This window comes from Natrinema limicola JCM 13563 (assembly GCF_000337475.1).
GTDB classification, from domain to species: Archaea; Halobacteriota; Halobacteria; order Halobacteriales; family Natrialbaceae; genus Natrinema; species Natrinema limicola.
In genome coordinates, this window is record NZ_AOIT01000031.1 from 31,084 (window position 1) to 47,430 (window position 16,347).

The 16,347-nt window shown below is 64.0% G+C and carries 14 protein-coding genes and 1 tRNA gene; 9 read left to right on the top strand and 6 right to left on the bottom strand.

Annotation, left to right across the window (positions count from 1 at the left end):
- Positions 1–25 precede the first annotated feature (25 nt).
- Positions 26–964, top strand: a complete 939-nt coding sequence (locus tag C476_RS07795) for a biotin--[acetyl-CoA-carboxylase] ligase (RefSeq protein ID WP_008011619.1) — start codon at positions 26–28, stop codon at positions 962–964.
- A gap of 123 nt (positions 965–1,087) precedes the next feature.
- Here C476_RS07795 and C476_RS07800 read toward each other — a convergent pair whose 3' ends face one another.
- A complete protein-coding gene (locus tag C476_RS07800) occupies positions 1,088–1,570 on the bottom strand; it encodes a universal stress protein (RefSeq protein WP_008011620.1) in 483 nt (160 codons plus the stop codon).
- A 138-nt stretch (positions 1,571–1,708) separates the two neighbouring features.
- Between C476_RS07800 and C476_RS07805 the strand changes: the two genes are divergently transcribed.
- On the top strand, positions 1,709–2,176 hold the full coding sequence (locus C476_RS07805; protein ID WP_008011623.1) for a DUF5799 family protein: 468 nt from the start codon (positions 1,709–1,711) through the stop codon (positions 2,174–2,176).
- Between the two features lie 12 nt (positions 2,177–2,188).
- Here the strand turns inward: C476_RS07805 and C476_RS18920 are convergent, their stop codons facing one another.
- Entirely contained in the window at positions 2,189–2,332 is a 144-nt protein-coding gene (locus tag C476_RS18920) for a DUF7557 family protein (RefSeq protein WP_008011626.1), read from the bottom strand.
- A gap of 121 nt (positions 2,333–2,453) precedes the next feature.
- Here C476_RS18920 and C476_RS07810 point away from each other — a divergent pair, with 121 nt between their 5' ends.
- Entirely contained in the window at positions 2,454–2,744 is a 291-nt protein-coding gene (locus C476_RS07810; RefSeq protein ID WP_008011628.1) for a DUF7545 family protein, read from the top strand.
- Between the two features lie 35 nt (positions 2,745–2,779).
- Here the strand turns inward: C476_RS07810 and C476_RS07815 are convergent, their stop codons facing one another.
- Complete coding sequence (locus tag C476_RS07815; protein ID WP_008011630.1) at positions 2,780–7,555, bottom strand: DUF7282 domain-containing protein; 4,776 nt, start codon at positions 7,553–7,555, stop codon at positions 2,780–2,782.
- 411 nt (positions 7,556–7,966) lie between these two features.
- Between C476_RS07815 and C476_RS07820 the strand changes: the two genes are divergently transcribed.
- The 6 genes from C476_RS07820 (at position 7,967) to C476_RS07840 (ending at position 12,480) form a co-directional block, all read left to right on the top strand.
- Positions 7,967–8,548 (top strand): biotin transporter BioY, encoded by a 582-nt coding sequence (locus tag C476_RS07820; protein ID WP_008011632.1) that lies wholly within the window; start codon positions 7,967–7,969, stop codon positions 8,546–8,548.
- Positions 8,549–8,573: 25 nt separating this feature from the next.
- Positions 8,574–9,287 carry an energy-coupling factor ABC transporter ATP-binding protein gene (locus tag C476_RS07825; RefSeq protein ID WP_008011634.1) on the top strand — a complete coding sequence of 238 codons (714 nt, stop codon included), beginning with the start codon at positions 8,574–8,576 and terminating at the stop codon, positions 9,285–9,287.
- The gene (locus tag C476_RS07830) at positions 9,281–9,985 is read left to right on the top strand and encodes an energy-coupling factor transporter transmembrane component T family protein (RefSeq protein WP_008011636.1); all 705 of its coding nucleotides are present in this window, start codon (positions 9,281–9,283) and stop codon (positions 9,983–9,985) included. The genes C476_RS07825 and C476_RS07830 overlap by 7 nt, the downstream gene beginning before the upstream one ends.
- Before the next feature lie 157 nt (positions 9,986–10,142).
- Entirely contained in the window at positions 10,143–10,289 is a 147-nt protein-coding gene (locus C476_RS18925; RefSeq protein WP_008011637.1) for a hypothetical protein, read from the top strand.
- Positions 10,279–11,967 (top strand): sodium/proline symporter, encoded by a 1,689-nt coding sequence (locus tag C476_RS07835; protein WP_008011639.1) that lies wholly within the window; start codon positions 10,279–10,281, stop codon positions 11,965–11,967. Before C476_RS18925 ends, C476_RS07835 begins: the two co-directional genes overlap by 11 nt.
- On the top strand, positions 11,968–12,480 hold the full coding sequence (locus tag C476_RS07840; protein ID WP_008011641.1) for a hypothetical protein: 513 nt from the start codon (positions 11,968–11,970) through the stop codon (positions 12,478–12,480).
- Between the two features lie 668 nt (positions 12,481–13,148).
- Here C476_RS07840 and C476_RS07845 read toward each other — a convergent pair.
- The 3 genes from C476_RS07845 to C476_RS07855 form a co-directional block, all read right to left on the bottom strand.
- Positions 13,149–13,222, bottom strand: a tRNA-Thr gene (locus tag C476_RS07845).
- A gap of 92 nt (positions 13,223–13,314) precedes the next feature.
- Positions 13,315–14,304 carry a class I SAM-dependent methyltransferase gene (locus C476_RS07850; RefSeq protein WP_008011644.1) on the bottom strand — a complete coding sequence of 330 codons (990 nt, stop codon included), beginning with the start codon at positions 14,302–14,304 and terminating at the stop codon, positions 13,315–13,317.
- A 385-nt stretch (positions 14,305–14,689) separates the two neighbouring features.
- The gene (locus C476_RS07855) at positions 14,690–16,300 is read right to left on the bottom strand and encodes a transposase (RefSeq protein WP_083857037.1); all 1,611 of its coding nucleotides are present in this window, start codon (positions 16,298–16,300) and stop codon (positions 14,690–14,692) included.
- Positions 16,301–16,347: the final 47 nt, after the last annotated feature.

Sequence of the window (16,347 nt, forward strand, 5' to 3'; positions counted from 1 at the left end):
GTACGAGCGGCCCCCTTTCGAGGCCATGAACGAGACGCGACGAGCGGTCCTCGAGGCGCTCGCCGACGGGCCGGTATCGGGACCGGAACTGGCCGAGTCGCTCGACATCTCACGGGCGGCGGTCTGGAAACACATCGAGGCGTTACGTGACGCCGACTTCGACATCGAGAGTGGGTCGAACGGCTACGAACTCGGCGAGGTGACGGCGTACAACGCGCCGGCAGTCGAGTTCGGGCTCGAGGCTCCGTTTTCGGTCGAGTATCACGACGCCGTGGGGAGCACGAACGATCGGGCCCGCGAACTCGCCGCCGACGGCACAGCGGACGTGGCCGTCCTCGCGGACGAACAGGTCGGCAGCCGCGGCCGCCTCGAGCGCGAATGGACCGCACCGTCGGGTGGTGTCTGGGTAAGCGTCATCTCTCGGCCCGAGATCACGCCCGCACAGGCACCGCTCTATACGCTCGCGTCGGCGGTCGCGGCGGCGACGGCGGCTCGAGAGGCGGGCGTCGACGCCCAGATCAAGTGGCCAAACGACGTGGTCGTCCCGGTTGGCGACGAGGGCGACTACCGGAAGCTCACGGGGATTCTCACGGAGATGGAAGGCGAGATGGATCGCGTCGAGTGGATCATCGTCGGCGTCGGCGTCAACGCGAATATCGACGCCGACACGCTCCCGGAAGGTGCAACCAGCATCCGCGACGAGGCCGGCGATGTCGATCGGCGGCGTTTCGTCCAGCGGTTCTTAGAGGAGTTCGACCGCTACCGCAACGACCTCGAGGCCATTGTCCCGGCGTGGCGCGACCTGTCGCATACGCTCGGACAGCGCGTCCGGGTCGATCGCCCGTCGGGTGAAGTAGTCGGGGACGCAGTCGACGTGACGGAATCGGGTGCGCTCGTGGTCGAGACCGACGAGGGCCGGGAGACGGTCTCGGCAGGTGACTGTGAGCATCTGCGTCCAGTCTGATCGGCGACGAACGGTCTCCTGTCGGGTAGCCCAGTACTGAGCGTTGTCCCGCTTCGGTTATCCGATCCGATCGGCGTTCCCCGCCGTAAGTGAGTGAGTGAGTTGCCACGAGTCGCTCTCATGTCACTGGAGCGCGATCCGCGACCGTTCGGATGCGTCCTCGGCACCGTTCTGTTCGACCTGCACTGTCAGGACAGGGACCGGCGACCGACGGACGACCCGTTCGGTGACGCTGCCGAGCAGCAGTCGATCGATCCCGCCGCGGCCGTGTGTCCCCATCACCACCAGATCACACGCCACTGTGTCAGCCTCATCGACGATGACCTGACTCGGTGCCCCCTTGCGGACTGTTGTTTCGACCGTGACGTTCGCCGGCGCGAGTTGCTCGACGCGATTGACTGCAGCCTCACCTTCGCCGTGTAAGGCGGTGGCAATTCCCTCGAGCGCGGCTTCCATCTGCAGTCCGCCATAGCCGGCTGCATTGATGACGTACAACGCGTGGATCGTCGCGTTGTGCGTGGCTGCGAGGTCGAACGCGTGCTCGAGTGCCTGCTCGACTTCTCGAGAGCCATCTGTCGGAACGAGAATGCTGTCGTATAGTGTCATATGCTATCATACAACGGTCGCATATATTAACGTTATTCTGACATGAACGACGGTCAGTTCGGATGACGGCTTTTTGGCGTCTCGATAGCCACATGCGGGAGGGAAACGCTGATACAGCCACCAGCCCAATCGAGGGCCATGAGCGACACCCCGTGGACGGATCGGATCGTCGGCGAGCGGATGGCCGTCGATCAGACGTTTGCCGAGCGGATCCAGCAGTCGCAGTTCTCCAACCAGCAGTGGAGTCTGATTATGACCGCCACGGAGTTCGAGATCGAACATCCCGACGATCCCGAACAGGCACGGATCGTCGCCAACACGGACAAACTCGACGGGATTCTCCCCGAACTCGAGAACATTCAGTCAGGAATGGGCGCGATGGGCGGCCCGAGTGCCGATCAGGGCGGCTCGAACGCCTCGGGCGGCGGGCTCCTCGACTCGATCATGGGTGCACTCGGGATGGGTGACGCCGGGAGCGACGACCACCGAGAACAACGGGAGGCGGCCGAACGGCTCACTCAAGAGTACGCCGCGGAACTGCAGTCACACCTCGAGTCGAAGGGACGATGGGAGACGGTTCGGGACGCTGCTGTCGACGGCCAGTAACGGGTCTACCGGTCAGTCGCCAGCGTGGAACATCGTGTACTCACTTGATTCGTAAATGTTGACGAGCTCCATGATGAGCTCGTCGTCGGATTCGTCCTCGACGCGCAGTCCATCGAGGCGCTCGATCGTCTCCTCGTCGAGCTCGACGGATGGCATAGTCGATCGTTCATTGCTGATCGGCAAAACCACCACCGCGGTATGGGCCACGCCGTTCGGACGCAGGCAGATCCCGATGCAAGCCACAGCATCTTTAGGCACGCTTCCCGACCGTAGGGGTATGACAGACGAAGTTCAGACGACGACCTTCTCGATCAGTTCCGACGACGGCGAAACCGACGAGGTCACGGTTCCATCCGGCCTCGTCGACCTCGTCGCCGAGGGCGACCAGACCGACGCCGAAACGGTTGGCGATCTCGTCCTCCTCTCGTTTGCCAGCCGCGCCCACCACATCGTTCACCACGGCCACGAGGCAGACGAAGACCTTGAGGCCCAGGAAGCCGAAGTGATGGATCTGTTCGAGGAACGCTTCGGTGTTACGTTCGGCGAAGCGACCGGCCACCAGCACTAATCGGCTGCCGACTCGCGATCGCGTGCTGGCGCTGACTAGCCAGTACCGTTCGTCTCGTTTTCGCTGCCAGCCGTCCCGTCAGCGGTGGCTCCGGCCGTGTCGCCGTCGGCTGCCCCGGTCCCTTGTCCAGCAGTCGTGTCACCTGTCTCACCGTCGGTGGCCTCGGCTGTGCCGCCATCGACCGGCGCGGCTGGCTCTGTCTCTGGCTGTGGTTCTGCGGATGGTTGCGGTGGTTCTGGTGGTTCGGGTGGTTGTTCTGGTGGCTGCGGTGGTCCGGGCTCCGGTGGTTGGGGCGCTTCGGGCGGCTGGGGTGGCCCCGGTTCTGTCGGGGGTTCGGGAGGTGTCTCGGGTCCGCCGTCCGGCCCCGTCTCACCGTTTCCGTTCGCGTCCCCACCGTCTGCCGGAACCGCTTCGATCGTCACTGATGCCTGATCGTCGTCGGTCGCGATCGTATGCGTCGACGTTCCCGGCGGCAACTGAGACGTAAACGAGATAGTCGTCGTCTCCCCAGCCGCAAGCGTCACGGACGACTCATCGATGACCTGCTCGTCGATCGCGTAGATCACCGTCTGGGTTCCCTCGCGGTCGCCGGTGTTTTCGATCGTCGCGCTTACTGTCACCTCGTCGCCAGGCTGGCCGGTTTCGGGCGCTGTCACATTGGCGATGGTGAACGTCGCCGGCTGCTCGACAGTCACTGTCGTCTCCGCCGTCTCGTTTGCAGTCGACACGGTAAGCGGGTACTCGCCAGGCTCGAGATCCGCCGTCTCATAATTCAGCGTGATCGTCCGCGACTCATCCGGGCCGAGCGTTACTGACGTCGTTTCGCCGGCGGTACCGCCGACGGCAATCTCGATGTCCTGTGTCCCCGCGCGGTCGCCGACGTTCTCGAGGGTGGCTTCAACTGCGAGCGGTTCACCCGGGATGACCGGGCTGTTCGTCCCGTCGATCGAGACGCCGAAAGTTGCGGGCTCACCGGGCTCCGTGACAGTGATTGTGGCCTCTGCCGTCTCGTTTTCAGTCGCCACCGAAATTGGGTACTCACCCGGCTCGAGGTCAGCGGTGTCCGCAGTGAACGAGACCGTCCGGTTCTCGCCGGGCTCGAGCGAGACGTCTGTCTCGTTGACGACCGTCTCGTCGATCGCAAGCGAGACGGTTTGAGTTCCGTCTTCGCCGCCGACGTTCTCGATTTCGGCGTCGACCTCGAGCGGGTCGCCCTGCACGACTGGGCTGTTCGTTTCCAGGCTCGAGACGTTGAAGCTCGCGGGTTCGGACGGCTCGATATCGCCGGCGGGCGGCGTCGCGGCGGTGAGCGGCTCCTCGTACCCGAACAGCGAGAAGTCGGCCTCCCAGACGAGCCGTTCGTCGTCGCTCTCGGGCGTCCATTCGACGGTGAACGTATGCTGGCCCGGCTCGAACCCGGACGGCGGTTCGTCGATCGTGGTCCCCTCGACGAACCGGCTGTATGCTCCCAGCGGGGCGTCGTTCGGGTTCTCGTAGCTGAACGTTACGTCGATGCCGTCCTCGGTGGGTGTCGTCTCTTCGACGGCGATCGACGGCAACTCGGGTCGGGCCTCCTCATCGCACCGCTCTAACGGATTCGGATAGTCAATACTGCCAACCTCGGCCGCTTCGGGAGAACTGATCCCGGAGATGTACGTGCCGAAGATGCCGTAATCCGGGACCTCGACGATCACTCGATCGCCTTCCATCGTGACGCGACGTTCGTCGCCGATTTCGAAGACGATCGTGCCGTTGTACGGTGCCGGAATCTCATCACCGGCGGTGACGATATCTTCCACAATGGTATCTCCGGCACCGCCGGAGGTGTAGAACCACGTACTGGCTGCGACCCGATCGCCCTCTGCGAGCGATGCAGTGACGACCGCGCGCTGACAGTTCGTAAACTCGACGTCGAATCCCGGCGGCGGGCCGTCGACCGTGTACTCGACGCTCGCCGTCTCGATGGGCGTCCCGTCGTCGGCTGTGACGACTGCCACCTCGAGCGTCGCGTTCGTCTCGAGCGGCGGCTCGAGCGTGAACTCCTCGGGACCGATCGTCTCGTTTGCATTGAAGGTCTCGCTCGTTGCGAGCTGCGTCCCGTCCTCGTCGGTGATGGTGATGGCGTACGCGACGGACGCATTCGCCTGCGTGACGGTCAGCGTCTCGCCATCACTGACCTGATCGGCTACCGTAAGATTCGCCGTCGGTTCCCCAGGTTCCGGCTCCTCGACCGCGTACTCGATGGAGTCGTTTGCCAGCACTGCGTCGTCGGCCGCAGCGCGCACGGAGACGTCGACGGTGGTGTTCTCCTCGAGCGGCGGCTCGAGTGCGAGGGGTTCGTCTGCCACCGTCGCGTTCGCCTCGATCGTGTCGCTCGTGACACGCTCTCCGTTATACTCTGCCGCGAGAACGTACGGAACCGACGCACTCGCCGCGTCGATCGTCAGCGTTTCGCCATCACCGGTCTGGTTGTCGACCGACAGCGACGCTTCGGGGCTGTCGTCGGCAGTGTCGTTTTCGACCGTGTACTCGATCGTCTCGTTTGCAAGCGACGCGCCGTCGTCAGCTGCGACGACCGCGACCTCGAGGGCGGCGTCGGCCTCGAGCGGTGGTTCTAACTCGACCGTCTCGTTCGTGATCGGTTCGTCGGCGGCGAACGTGTCGCTTTCGGCGCGCAACTCTCCGTCTTCGTCGGTGACGGTGATCGCGTACTCGACGGCAGCGTTTGCCTCGTCGACGGTGAGCGTCGAGCCGTTGCCCGCCTGATCGGCCACGGACAGTGTCGCGTTGGCTTCGTCCCTCTCGGTGTCGTTCGTGACTGTCACGAACGCGCCGTCGATCACCGGCGCGCCAGCACCGGTGACGTACGGGACGTCCTCCTCGCCCTCGGAGTCGACGTACTGGAACGTTTCGTCGTCGTTCGTGTCGTGGTGTGGGACTGCCACGAGCGCGCCGCTGGCTGCAAGCGGCTCGTCGAGGTCGATCGTGACGTTCTGGTGGTCACCGGGCTCGAGATACTCCGAGACGCCGACGACGCCGTCCGGATCTGCGTCGACGGCGAGCCCGTCGTAGACCGCGACGAACCCGCCCTCCGAGAGCGAGACGTTCGCGATAGTAACCTGCTCACCGGTCGACTCCTGGTCAGGGAAATCGATCGATGCCGTCCCCTCGAGCCGGTCGATCGTCTCGATCCGCTGTTCGATGACGACCGTGACGCGCTGGGTGATTTGGGTTACATCGTCGGTGTCCTCGCTCACTGCGTAGGCGGTCGCCTCGGCTGCAGCTTCCTCGGTCAGCGTCTGTAGCTGCGTGATGCTGATCCGCTGAGACTGGACCAGCCGTGCCGTCTCCTGACTGGCGGTTCGCGCCGCGGTCTGGATCTGCGTGACCGTGGCCGACTGTGACTGGACGAGGGCCCCGCTCGCACTGCCCTGTGCGAGTCGCTGGACCTGCGTCACTTCGACGAGTTGCGTCTGGGTCACTGCACCTTCGCCGGCACCGAACGCGGCCGCCTGGATCTGCTCGATCGACACCTCCTGTTGCTGAATCGCAGACGTGACTGCTCCCTCGGCGGCCCCGACCGCGGCGGATTGGATCTGCGTGACCGACACCTCCTGGCGCTGGACGAGTACGCCACCTGCGCTCCCGGCGGCAGCGGCCTGAATCTGCTCGACAGTTGCTTCCTGGCTCTGTGAGATCGCGCCCTTCGCTGCGCCGACGGCGGCTTCCTGCACCTGCGTGATCGACACCCGCTGGCGCTGCTCGAGACTGATGCGCTGGACCTGTGTCAGCGCGCCGTGTCCGGCCCCGCGGGCGGCGGCCTGAGTCTGCTCGACCGAGACTGACTGCTCCTGGACGAGCGCGCCTTTCGCCGCCCCCGCTGCGGCCTTCTGGACCTGCTTGATCGTCACCTGTTGGCGCTGCTCGACGTCGACGCGCTGTTCCTGCTCGAGCACTGCGCGCGTACTCCCTGCGAGCGCGCCAGCTGCACCCCCAGCGGCCGCGTGCTGGACGTGCTCGAGTGTCACCTGCTGGCGCTGCTCGGCCGTGACCGATTGGTACTGCGTCAGCGCGCCGTAGGCCGCGCCCTGGGCGGCCTCCTGCACGTGCGGTGCCTTGCCGATGTCTTTCGTGCCCGCCTCGTGTGCGGCACCCGCTGCCGCGCCCCGACTCGCGACCTGAATCTGTTCGGCGCTGACGCGCTGGCTCTGGGCGAGCGCGCCGTGTGCCGCGCCCCACGTTGCGCTCTGGAGTTGGGTTACGTTCGCGGTCTGAGACTGTGAAAGTCCACCGTCAGTCGCCCCGCTGACCGCAGACTGGATTTGGGTCACGTTGACCGACTGGGACTGGATCAGCGAACCGTGGACGGCTCCCGCCGTCGCTGCCTGGACCTGCTCGGCCTCGACGGTTTGATACTGCTGAACTGACGATCGAGCGCCCTCGAGCGCCGCCGTTCGCTGTTCCTGTGTCACCTCGATACCCTGGGACTGGGCGAGTTCGACCCCCTCCTCGACACCGGCTTCGACGGCTTCAGTGGTCTCCTGATCGGTCGCCTGCGCGGTTCCACCGCCGGCCGCCGTCTCGCGATCGAAGGTCACCAACTCGGACTCGGCAGTGGGCTGTGAGTCGTTTTGGGTGACGGCTTGCTCGAGTATGGCCGGTGACTCGTCGGCCGCCGCGGTGGCTGCCTCATTACCGACGGCGGCCTGCCCGCCGGTTCCGCCCAGCAGCGGCAGCGCAACGGCGCTGCCGACCAGCGCGGCCGCAAGCAGTACGACGATGGCGGTCGCGGTCGTCTCAGATCGTCTCATGTGTGGGCACCTCCCGCAACGCGTCTGCGAACGCCTGCTCGCTCCCTTTCGGAGTGGCCCCGATTTCGCCACGTCTCGGCCCTGAACGTAGACGACTCATTTTCCCACCACCGGGCCGAACGATCGCATAAGGCCGCCGGTCGTTTCGGTTAGCGAACCGAGACAACCAGCTATTACTGCGGCCTGTTACGCGTTCGACGGTTGTAGACGGCCGATTGACGCCCGAATCCGCCGTTGCTGACGTGTCGCAGATCGATCGAAACCGTCAGTGAAGCTGAGAGGAAGCATCCTGTTTCGCGCCGGTTTCTGGATACTGACAGAGCCGGCGGCCGCCTGCAAGCACATCTCGCTTCGATCACACCCCGTCTCGGAAACCGAAGTTTTCATCCCGGTTTACGAGAGAGCGGAGGTATGGCAACGGATCAGCATTCAGTCGAACTCGTCGACGACGACGTCGTCAAGCCCTTCGCGCGGGCGGCCGTCCTCGCAGCGCTGATGGCGGCGACCGTCTTTGTCGGATCGATCCCGATCCCGTTCTCGCCGATATCCATATCCCTTGGAGTGATCGTCGTCTATCTCGCAGGGCTCTACCTCGGCCCGTACTGGGGTGCGTTCTCGCTCCTGCTGTACCTGACCGCCGGCGCGGTCGGACTCCCCGTCTTCGCCGAACGTGCCGCCGGACTCGGGGTCCTCGTCGGCGATAGCGCCGGCTATCTCTGGTCGTATCCGATTGCGGCCCTGTTGATTGGAGCCGTCGTCCACTGGCGAAGCGAGACCGGCGATCCCGCCGACCTGTCGCGGCCGGCCCTCGTCGTGACGCTGCTCACGGCGCTGACCGTTATCTACTTGCTCGGGGCGGCCTGGCTCGGATACGTTCTCGAGCTCAGTACGGTCAAAGCACTCGAACTCGGCGTCGTGCCGTTTATTCCGGGCGACCTCATCAAGATCGCGGCCGTGGTCGCTATCGTCGAGGCCGGACGCATCACCACATGAGCGGTCCCCAGCCCACACAGCACCAATGATCGAGTTTCGGTCTGTCTCCCACGCGTTCGACGATGTCCCCGTCCTCGAGGACGTTTCGCTGTCGATCGACGCCGGCGAGTTCGTCCTGTTGGCGGGAGCCAACGGCAGCGGGAAGACGACACTGTTGCGCCACTCCAATGGCCTCCTCGAGCCAGACGCTGGCGAGGTGCTCGTCGACGGCACGCCGGTCGCCGAGGACCTGATCGCCGCCCGCTCGAGCGTCGGTATGGTCTTCCAGCACCCCCGCGACCAGTTCGTCGCCGCGACCGTCGGCGCTGACGTCGCCTTCGGCCCCGAAAACCTCGGGCTCGACCGCGCGGAGATCGACCGCCGCGTCGCGGCCGCGCTCGAGGCGGTGAACATGGCCGGCCACGAAGACGAGCGCATCGACGCCCTCTCGGGCGGTGAGCAGTCACGCGTGGCGATTGCGGGTGCGCTCGCGATGGAGCCGACCCACCTCGTCCTCGACGAACCCTTTACTGGACTGGACGAGCCTGCGCGCCGCTCGGTCCTCGAGCGCCTCGCGTCGCTGTCGGCCGACGGAACCGGCGTCCTGCTCGCCACCCACGATCTTCGGGACGTGTGCGAACTCGCCGACCGGGTGATCGCCATGCACGACGGCCGCGTCGCCGTCGATGGCCCGCCTGCGGATGCACTGGACGAACTCGACGGGCTCGAGGTACGCGTGCCGGATACCACACGATGCTGACCTACGAACCAGACGAGAGCCTTGCACATCGGCTCGATCCGCGAGCCAAGCTGGCGGTCCAGATCGGATTCGCCGCTACCGCACTGGCGCATACGACGCCGCGTGCGCTCATCGCCTTCTCAGTCCTGACGGCGGTCGCGATGGCCACAGCGCGGCTGTCGCTTCGCCGGACCCTCGTCTCCTACCGGCTCGCGCTGGTCGTCCTCGCGCTCGCGCCGCTGCTTGCGGGCGTCACCGTCGGTCCACCCTGGTTCGACCGGTTGGCCGCCGTCGCGTCGGGGCTGGCAAGCTACCGGGTGCTGCTTATCCTGCTCGTCAGTGCCGCCTACGTCCGATCGACGCCGGTGCGGCACTCTCGAGCGGCGATCCAGCGGACGATCCCCGGGAAGCCGGGCCAGCTCCTCGGCGTCGGCGTCGCGCTCGTCTTCCGGTTTCTCCCCGTTCTTCGTGGCGATCTGCGGACGATCCGCGAGGCGATGGCCGCCCGACTGGGAACCGAACGAAGCGTTGTCGACCGCGCTAGCACGGTCGGCATGCTCGGCGTCACGCGCGCATTCGATCGGGCCGACCGACTCTCGCTCGCGCTGCGGGCGCGGTGTTTCGCGTGGAACCCCACGCTCCCGGCGCTTGCGTTCTCGCGAGTCGACTATCCCGTCCTTGGGCTGGCCGTCGTCCTCGCCGTATCCGCGTTCTATTAGCGATCGAGGGGCTGATACGGTCTGCTGTCTCGAGTGGCCGGCGTGCCCGCAGGACAGGTCGCGGGTGCGCCGGCACTGACTGACAGGAGTCCGTCTAACAGTTCGACCGCGTCCTCCCTCGACGCGCTTATATCCGGGAGGTGTCGACACGACGGTAATGCCTGCGAATAGTTCGGTCGATCTCGTGTGGCTGTTCGGCCCCTTCGTCGTGTATCTGGTGATGCTCGGCGTGTACTACGTTTGGGAAGGACGGCGCGAAAAACGACTGCGAGAGCAATACGAGGAGCGCGAGTATGCCCAGTAGCGGACTCGCCGGCTCGGCCGGCGCGTGGGTCCTCGGAACGTTCGCGGCGTATCTCCTCGTCCTGCTCGGGATCGGGCTCTACTCCTCTCGGCTTATGGACACCGTCGACGACTACGTCATCGGCGGCCGAAGCGTCGGCCCGGTCGTCACGGGCTTTTCCGAACGGGCCTCCGAGATGAGCGGCTGGCTCACGCTCGGTGTCCCGAGCGACGCCTTCGGGACGGGCGTGATGGCCTTTTACAACGGGCTCGGGATGATTCCCGCCGACCTGTTTGCCTGGGCCGGACTCGCAAAACGCCTTCGGAAATACACCGAGATCGTGAAAGCGGTCACGCTACCGACGTTCTTCGAGACGCGCCTGCAGGACGACACCGGACTCGTCAAGGGCGTCTCGGCGGTTGTCCTGATGATCTTCGAGGGCGGCTACGTGGGCGCACAGATCGTCGCCGCTGGGACGCTACTCGAGGTGCTCACCGGCGTCGAACCGCTGGTTGGCATCCTCGGCGGCGGCGTCATCGTCGTCGGCTACACCATGCTCGGCGGCTACTTCGCCGTCGCGTGGTCCGATTACTTCCAGGGCGCGATCATCCTGCTCGCCTTTATCGTCCTGCCGATCCTGGCGTTTACCAACTACGGGCTGCCGTTCAACGATCTCGCGTCGGTCGGGAGTTCATATACGAGCGTCACGGCCGGAATGACTGGTTGGGCGGCGATTTTCGGTATCATCAGCTACGCCGCGATCGGGCTCGGCATTCCCGGCAACCCACACGTCATGGTGCGCTTCATGGGGATCGACGAGGTCAAGAACATCCGGCTGGCGGCGCTGGTCGCTCAGCTGTTCATGTTCGTCGCCTACATCGGGGCCGGCTTCGTCGGGCTGTACGCGCTGGTCGCGTTCGGCCAGGGCGGCATCGAGGATCCGAACAACGTCATGCCGATGCTCACGCTCGAGTTCTTCCCCGGCGCGATCGCGGGAATCATCCTGGCGGCGGCCCTCGCCGCGATGATGTCGAGCGCCGACTCGCAGCTGCTCGTCGCGACCAGCGCCATCGTCGAAGACGTCTACCACGGCTACGTCAACCCGAACGCGAGCCAGGCGAAACTCGTGCGCTACTCACAGGTCGTCACGCTCGTACTCGGGGCGGCGAGTATCGCCTTCGCCTACATCGCGAAAGACACTCCCATCTACACGCTCGTCCTCGACTACGCCTGGGGCGGCCTCGGTGCGGCCATCGGCCCGACGCTGATCGCGTCGCTGTGGTGGAAACGCGTCACCGCCAAAGGATCGGTCGCGAGCATGATCGTCGGCACGGCGACGATGTTCCTGTGGACGCAACTGTCGGCACTCCTTGGCGTGCTCGGGCTCCAGAGTGCAGTCGACGCGTCCCCATTCCTTACCGGGCTGGTGGGCGTTTACGGGCTCTTCCCTGCCTTTATTCTCTCGACGACGACACTCATCGTCGTCTCGCTCGTTACGCGCCCGCCCGAGGGTGTCGACGACCACTTCAACGTGTTCGACAAACCCCTCTCGGCGCTCTCGAGTGGCGAGAGTCCGACCGGCGCGCCCGACTACGTCACCGACGGTGGTCGCGACGTCTCACCGAAGGCTGTCACGGAGACCGACACCATCCGCGCCCACGTCGACGCGACCGACTACTGGGACGAGGAGGACGACTAAATGAGCACGCCACGTCGCCCGCCGAAACCACCGGACGATGCCACAGGGGATCGCCACGAGCGTACCGAGCTGCCGGTCATCACACCGTCGGTCGCGCGTGAGGACGTCGACTCGAGCGGCCGCGTCGGTGCTGTCGCATATCCATACCGCGTCTACGACGCGGTCGCAACGATCGAACGGCCAGTGATCACGGACCGCGACATCGATTACGTCGTCACCGTCGATCGCGCACGTCGGCTGGCTGTGCGGGCCGACACGTTCCCGGAGACGCAGACGCGAGCGGTCGACGACGTGCTCGTGATCCCCTCGGAACTCTCCGACGCACAGACCCACCGGAAGGCCGAAGACGCCGTGTTCAAATGGACGCTCCGGAAGGTCGCCGTCGGCTCCGAACCGGACGTGACCTTCGAGCGGTCGGTCGACGCCTACAAACTCTTCTGGCTCGCCTCCCGGCCCGACGGCGACGTCATCGTCGACAGCGTCCGCGGGACCGAATCGCCGCTAGCGGACTGACTGGGCCGCGTTCGCCGCGAGCCTTTTCGGTTGTCTTCGTCGACAGTCTCTGGTCTCGAGTGTTCGTAACTGATTTGCGACGGCATAGCTTCGCTCCGCTTCGATAAACGAGCAACTACAATCCGTGGTTCAGCGTCCGGTCGTCCGCTGGTGATCGAAGGCGAGTTCCTGCTTCCCGGTCGCTGATCACTGCGGTGACCTTGGTGAGCGCTCTTGAGCCTGCTGTCGCTCGACTCCATTGGCCACACTGATACAGCCAACCGATTTCATATCGCTATTTGTGGTTTATCATCTCGTCTTGATACCGTCGTGATTCAATTCTAATCCATTAGCTCGTCAAAAACAAGCGTGTAGCTGGATACAGCGGCCGATTCGTCGCGGATACCTCAAACGAGTCCGTATACCCTACGTTCCGTCTGGGTGGTGTCCGAGTCGCCCTCTGCAGGATCGTCGACCAGCACTACAAGATCCTCGAGAACGACAGCAGTCGCTGAATCCACGGAGTAAGTCAGGGAAGGACGAGGATCCCGTCAGGCACGAGAAGGCCAGTATCGATCGTATAGAAGGAAGCCGGTGGAGGAATGGGAACCACGGTCGGAGCGAAGCTCCTCTCTGATTCAAATTCCTCTGGCATACTTCCGGCTCACGAGATTGTTCGCTGGAAAATAAGCCGGTGGAGGGATTTGAACCCTCGACCTAATCCTTACGAAGGATTCGCTCTGCCAGTCTGAGCTACACCGGCGCGATTGCATTCATTCGTAGGGTCGATACCAGGCATAAGGGTTGCGAATCGATCCAGTCGTGTGAACGAGTTCCGAGCCACCGGCTAACAGATCAGCGCTCGAGGCGCACGTCCAGACACACGTTCAGCTCGTGGGGGGCGTACGACCGGACAGTGTGGCGCGTCTCGACGGTCACGTCATACTCGGGCTCGGCGGCCGCACGGATCGCGCGTTCGCCCGGTCCGAACGGATCGTCTTCGTGCTGGATATCGTAGTAGTGGAGGACACAATCGTCGCCGGCGAGCGTCACGGCCGCCTCGAGGAATTCGTCGGCGCTGTGGGGGAGATTCATCACGATGTGGTCAGCCCAGTCCTCGTAGTCAGTGGCGACGTCGCGAACGTCGTCGTTGATCGCCGTTACACGGTCTTCGACCCCGTTTCGGCGGGCGTTCTCGCGCAGGTAGTCGATCGCGTCGTCGTTGATGTCCACGCCGACACACTCCGCACCGCGGTTCGCGAACGGGATGGCGAACGGGCCGACGCCGGCGAACATATCGAAGGCGTGCTCGCCCGTTTCGACTTGCTCGGCGACCCGGTGGCGCTCGGTCGCGAGCCGCGGCGAAAAGTAGACTTCCGCCAAGTCCAGCAGAAACTCACAGCCATACTCGCGGTGGACGACCTCCGTGTCCTCGCCTGCGAGCAGTTCCCAGTCACGGACGCGCGTCTCGCCTTTGACCTTCGAAGCCTTGTTCAGCACCGTCCCGACGGGGAGATCGGACTCGAGGATGGCATCTGCGATTTCGCGTGCGCGCTCGGAATCGTCTTCGTCGATGAGCGCGGCCCTGCCGAGTCGTTCGTAGGATGGCTCGAACGCGAGGAGATCGGCAGGCGTCGTCTGCGTGTCGCGTTCGTCGACCGTTCGGGGGACGATCTCGCCGTCCTCGAGCACCGCCTGAACGGGGTCGGGATCGGTTACCGGAATGTAGAGCCAGCCGTCTTCGACGGCGATTTCGTAGTCGTCGTCGATCAGATCCGCGTCGGCGAGCGTCGTACGCGTCGCTTCGCCGGCTTCACGCGCGACACGGACGCACGGAACTTCCATACTCGGACTGGCCGGCGAGCCGCTGTAACGCTGACGTTTTGGCCCACTGCTCCCCTGCAGCACGGTGGATGAATTAATATTCGCTATATCGAATGCGCCTGGTGGTGCTGCGAATACCCCAAAATCCGTGCACGAGATTCGCGTCTGTCGGTTGGAATCGGTCCAGAATACAGGCCGATCAAGGAATCACNGTGGTGCTGCGAATACCCCAAAATCCGTGCACGAGATTCGCGTCTGTCGGTTGGAATCGGTCCAGAATACAGGCCGATCAAGGAATCACGATCGCCACTCACGGGTGGTGAGTGGCGGTCTGGTGGGCGAGAACGGTATAATCAGTCGATTTAGACAATGATGTCTCTCGGGAAGGGCAAGCACAGAGCGGGATCTACAGCAATGCGCTCACCTCCCTCTGGAGGAACGCACGAAACCGCGGGGCGGTCACCCGCGGTTTCGTGCGAAACTCGATGACGTCAATCAACGTCTGGACGAGGAAGTCCACGAGCAGCCACAGATCGTACAGCAGGACTGCAAAGCCGAAGTGGAATAACCGGACAGAAAAGTTCGTCGACGTCGTCCACGGTGCGAACTCCTTGACCTTGCTATAAGCCGTTTCAATCCCGCCTCGGCGTCTGTAGCGATTGATCTGCTTTTTCGTCAAGCGACGGTCAAGACCAATCTCGTCGTTTACGTCGAGATTGGTCGCAAATACCTGCACCTCGTCGCGGTCCTCGTCTGGCGGGAGTCCGACGAGCGTTGTCTCGGCTCTGGTGTTGGTGTCACCGTGTTTTACCGGCCCATACACCGCGTGCTCGGATTTGACTGTCACTTGCTTTTGTCCCTCTACATCCTCGTCCATGCGCGCGATGAACCGCTTGACGCGGTCATCGCGCGGTGCCGGGATCACGTAGAAAAGGTCTCGCTGTTCAAGCACCGAAAATACGTCCGTGGCGTAGAATTCCCGATCAGCGTAGAGGCGCCGCGTATGAACCCGACAGACGTCGCTGACGTGGTCGACGAGTCGGCGAACAACGTCGCCGACTCGGTAACTCTTGTCCTCGCCAGGATAGCTCTCTGGATCGTGATAATCGGCGTGCCCAACTGGAAGCATCGCAGCTGCGAAGTGAACGTTGTCTCCAACAACGTTCGCGGTTGCGAACTTGTAGCACCAGTCGTAGGACTTGTCCTTTGGCGCACCCTGGACACGTACGAGTTCCTCACGCTCCCCGTAGAAAGCGACGTAGGTTATGTCGATCGACAGCATGACAGGCGTCTCGAACTCCAAGCGAGGCTTGGCCCGCGTCAAGACGCGGGCCGCGCCTCGATTGACCATCTCCGCGATTTGTGTCGGTGAAAGGTCCTTGATCGCCTCCAGAAGCGTCTCTCCACTCGGTCCATCCTCGTAGAAGGGATCGTCGAGATCCGGGTCAGGATTGACGAAATCGCCGTAGGTTTCGGCACCGCCGTTAGCGGCGGTGCCTGTCACCCCGAGACAGGCCTCCAGCATCAGGAGTTCCTCGTCGTCGTAAACCGGGTCATCAGGCCGATCAAACTCGAAGGCAGGCAACACGACTGTCCGGAGTTCGTCGAGGAGGTCACGTGTTTTCCCCCGAATGAGACGGTTGACTGTGCGCTTCGAGGAGCCTGTCGGCTCCTCCGAAGCGCTGTCTTCGTACGGTGTCCCGATGGGACTGCCGCGTTCAGCGGCCAACGCTTGGATCTGACGAGTAGCGGTCTCGATCGTCGATTGGAGGTCCGCAAACCGGTTAGTCTGTGCCCGAGAGATCGTGCTTCGTGAGGGTGTGTCGTTGGGATTGAAGCCAAGAGCGTCAGCAAGTTGAGGGTCACTGTCGAGCGTCCGATGGAGCCAGCCATCGGACGCGTCTTCGAGTTCCTTCAGGAGGATCGCCCGGAGCATCGGTTCGAACGGTTTAGAGTCGTGCCAATGGGGAATGGGATCAGCACGGCAGTATTGGCTGACGTCGAGGTGAGTGACCAACTCGGCCGCAGAGGTCGTCTTGTCGACGACCTCGGCGGCTTGCTTGG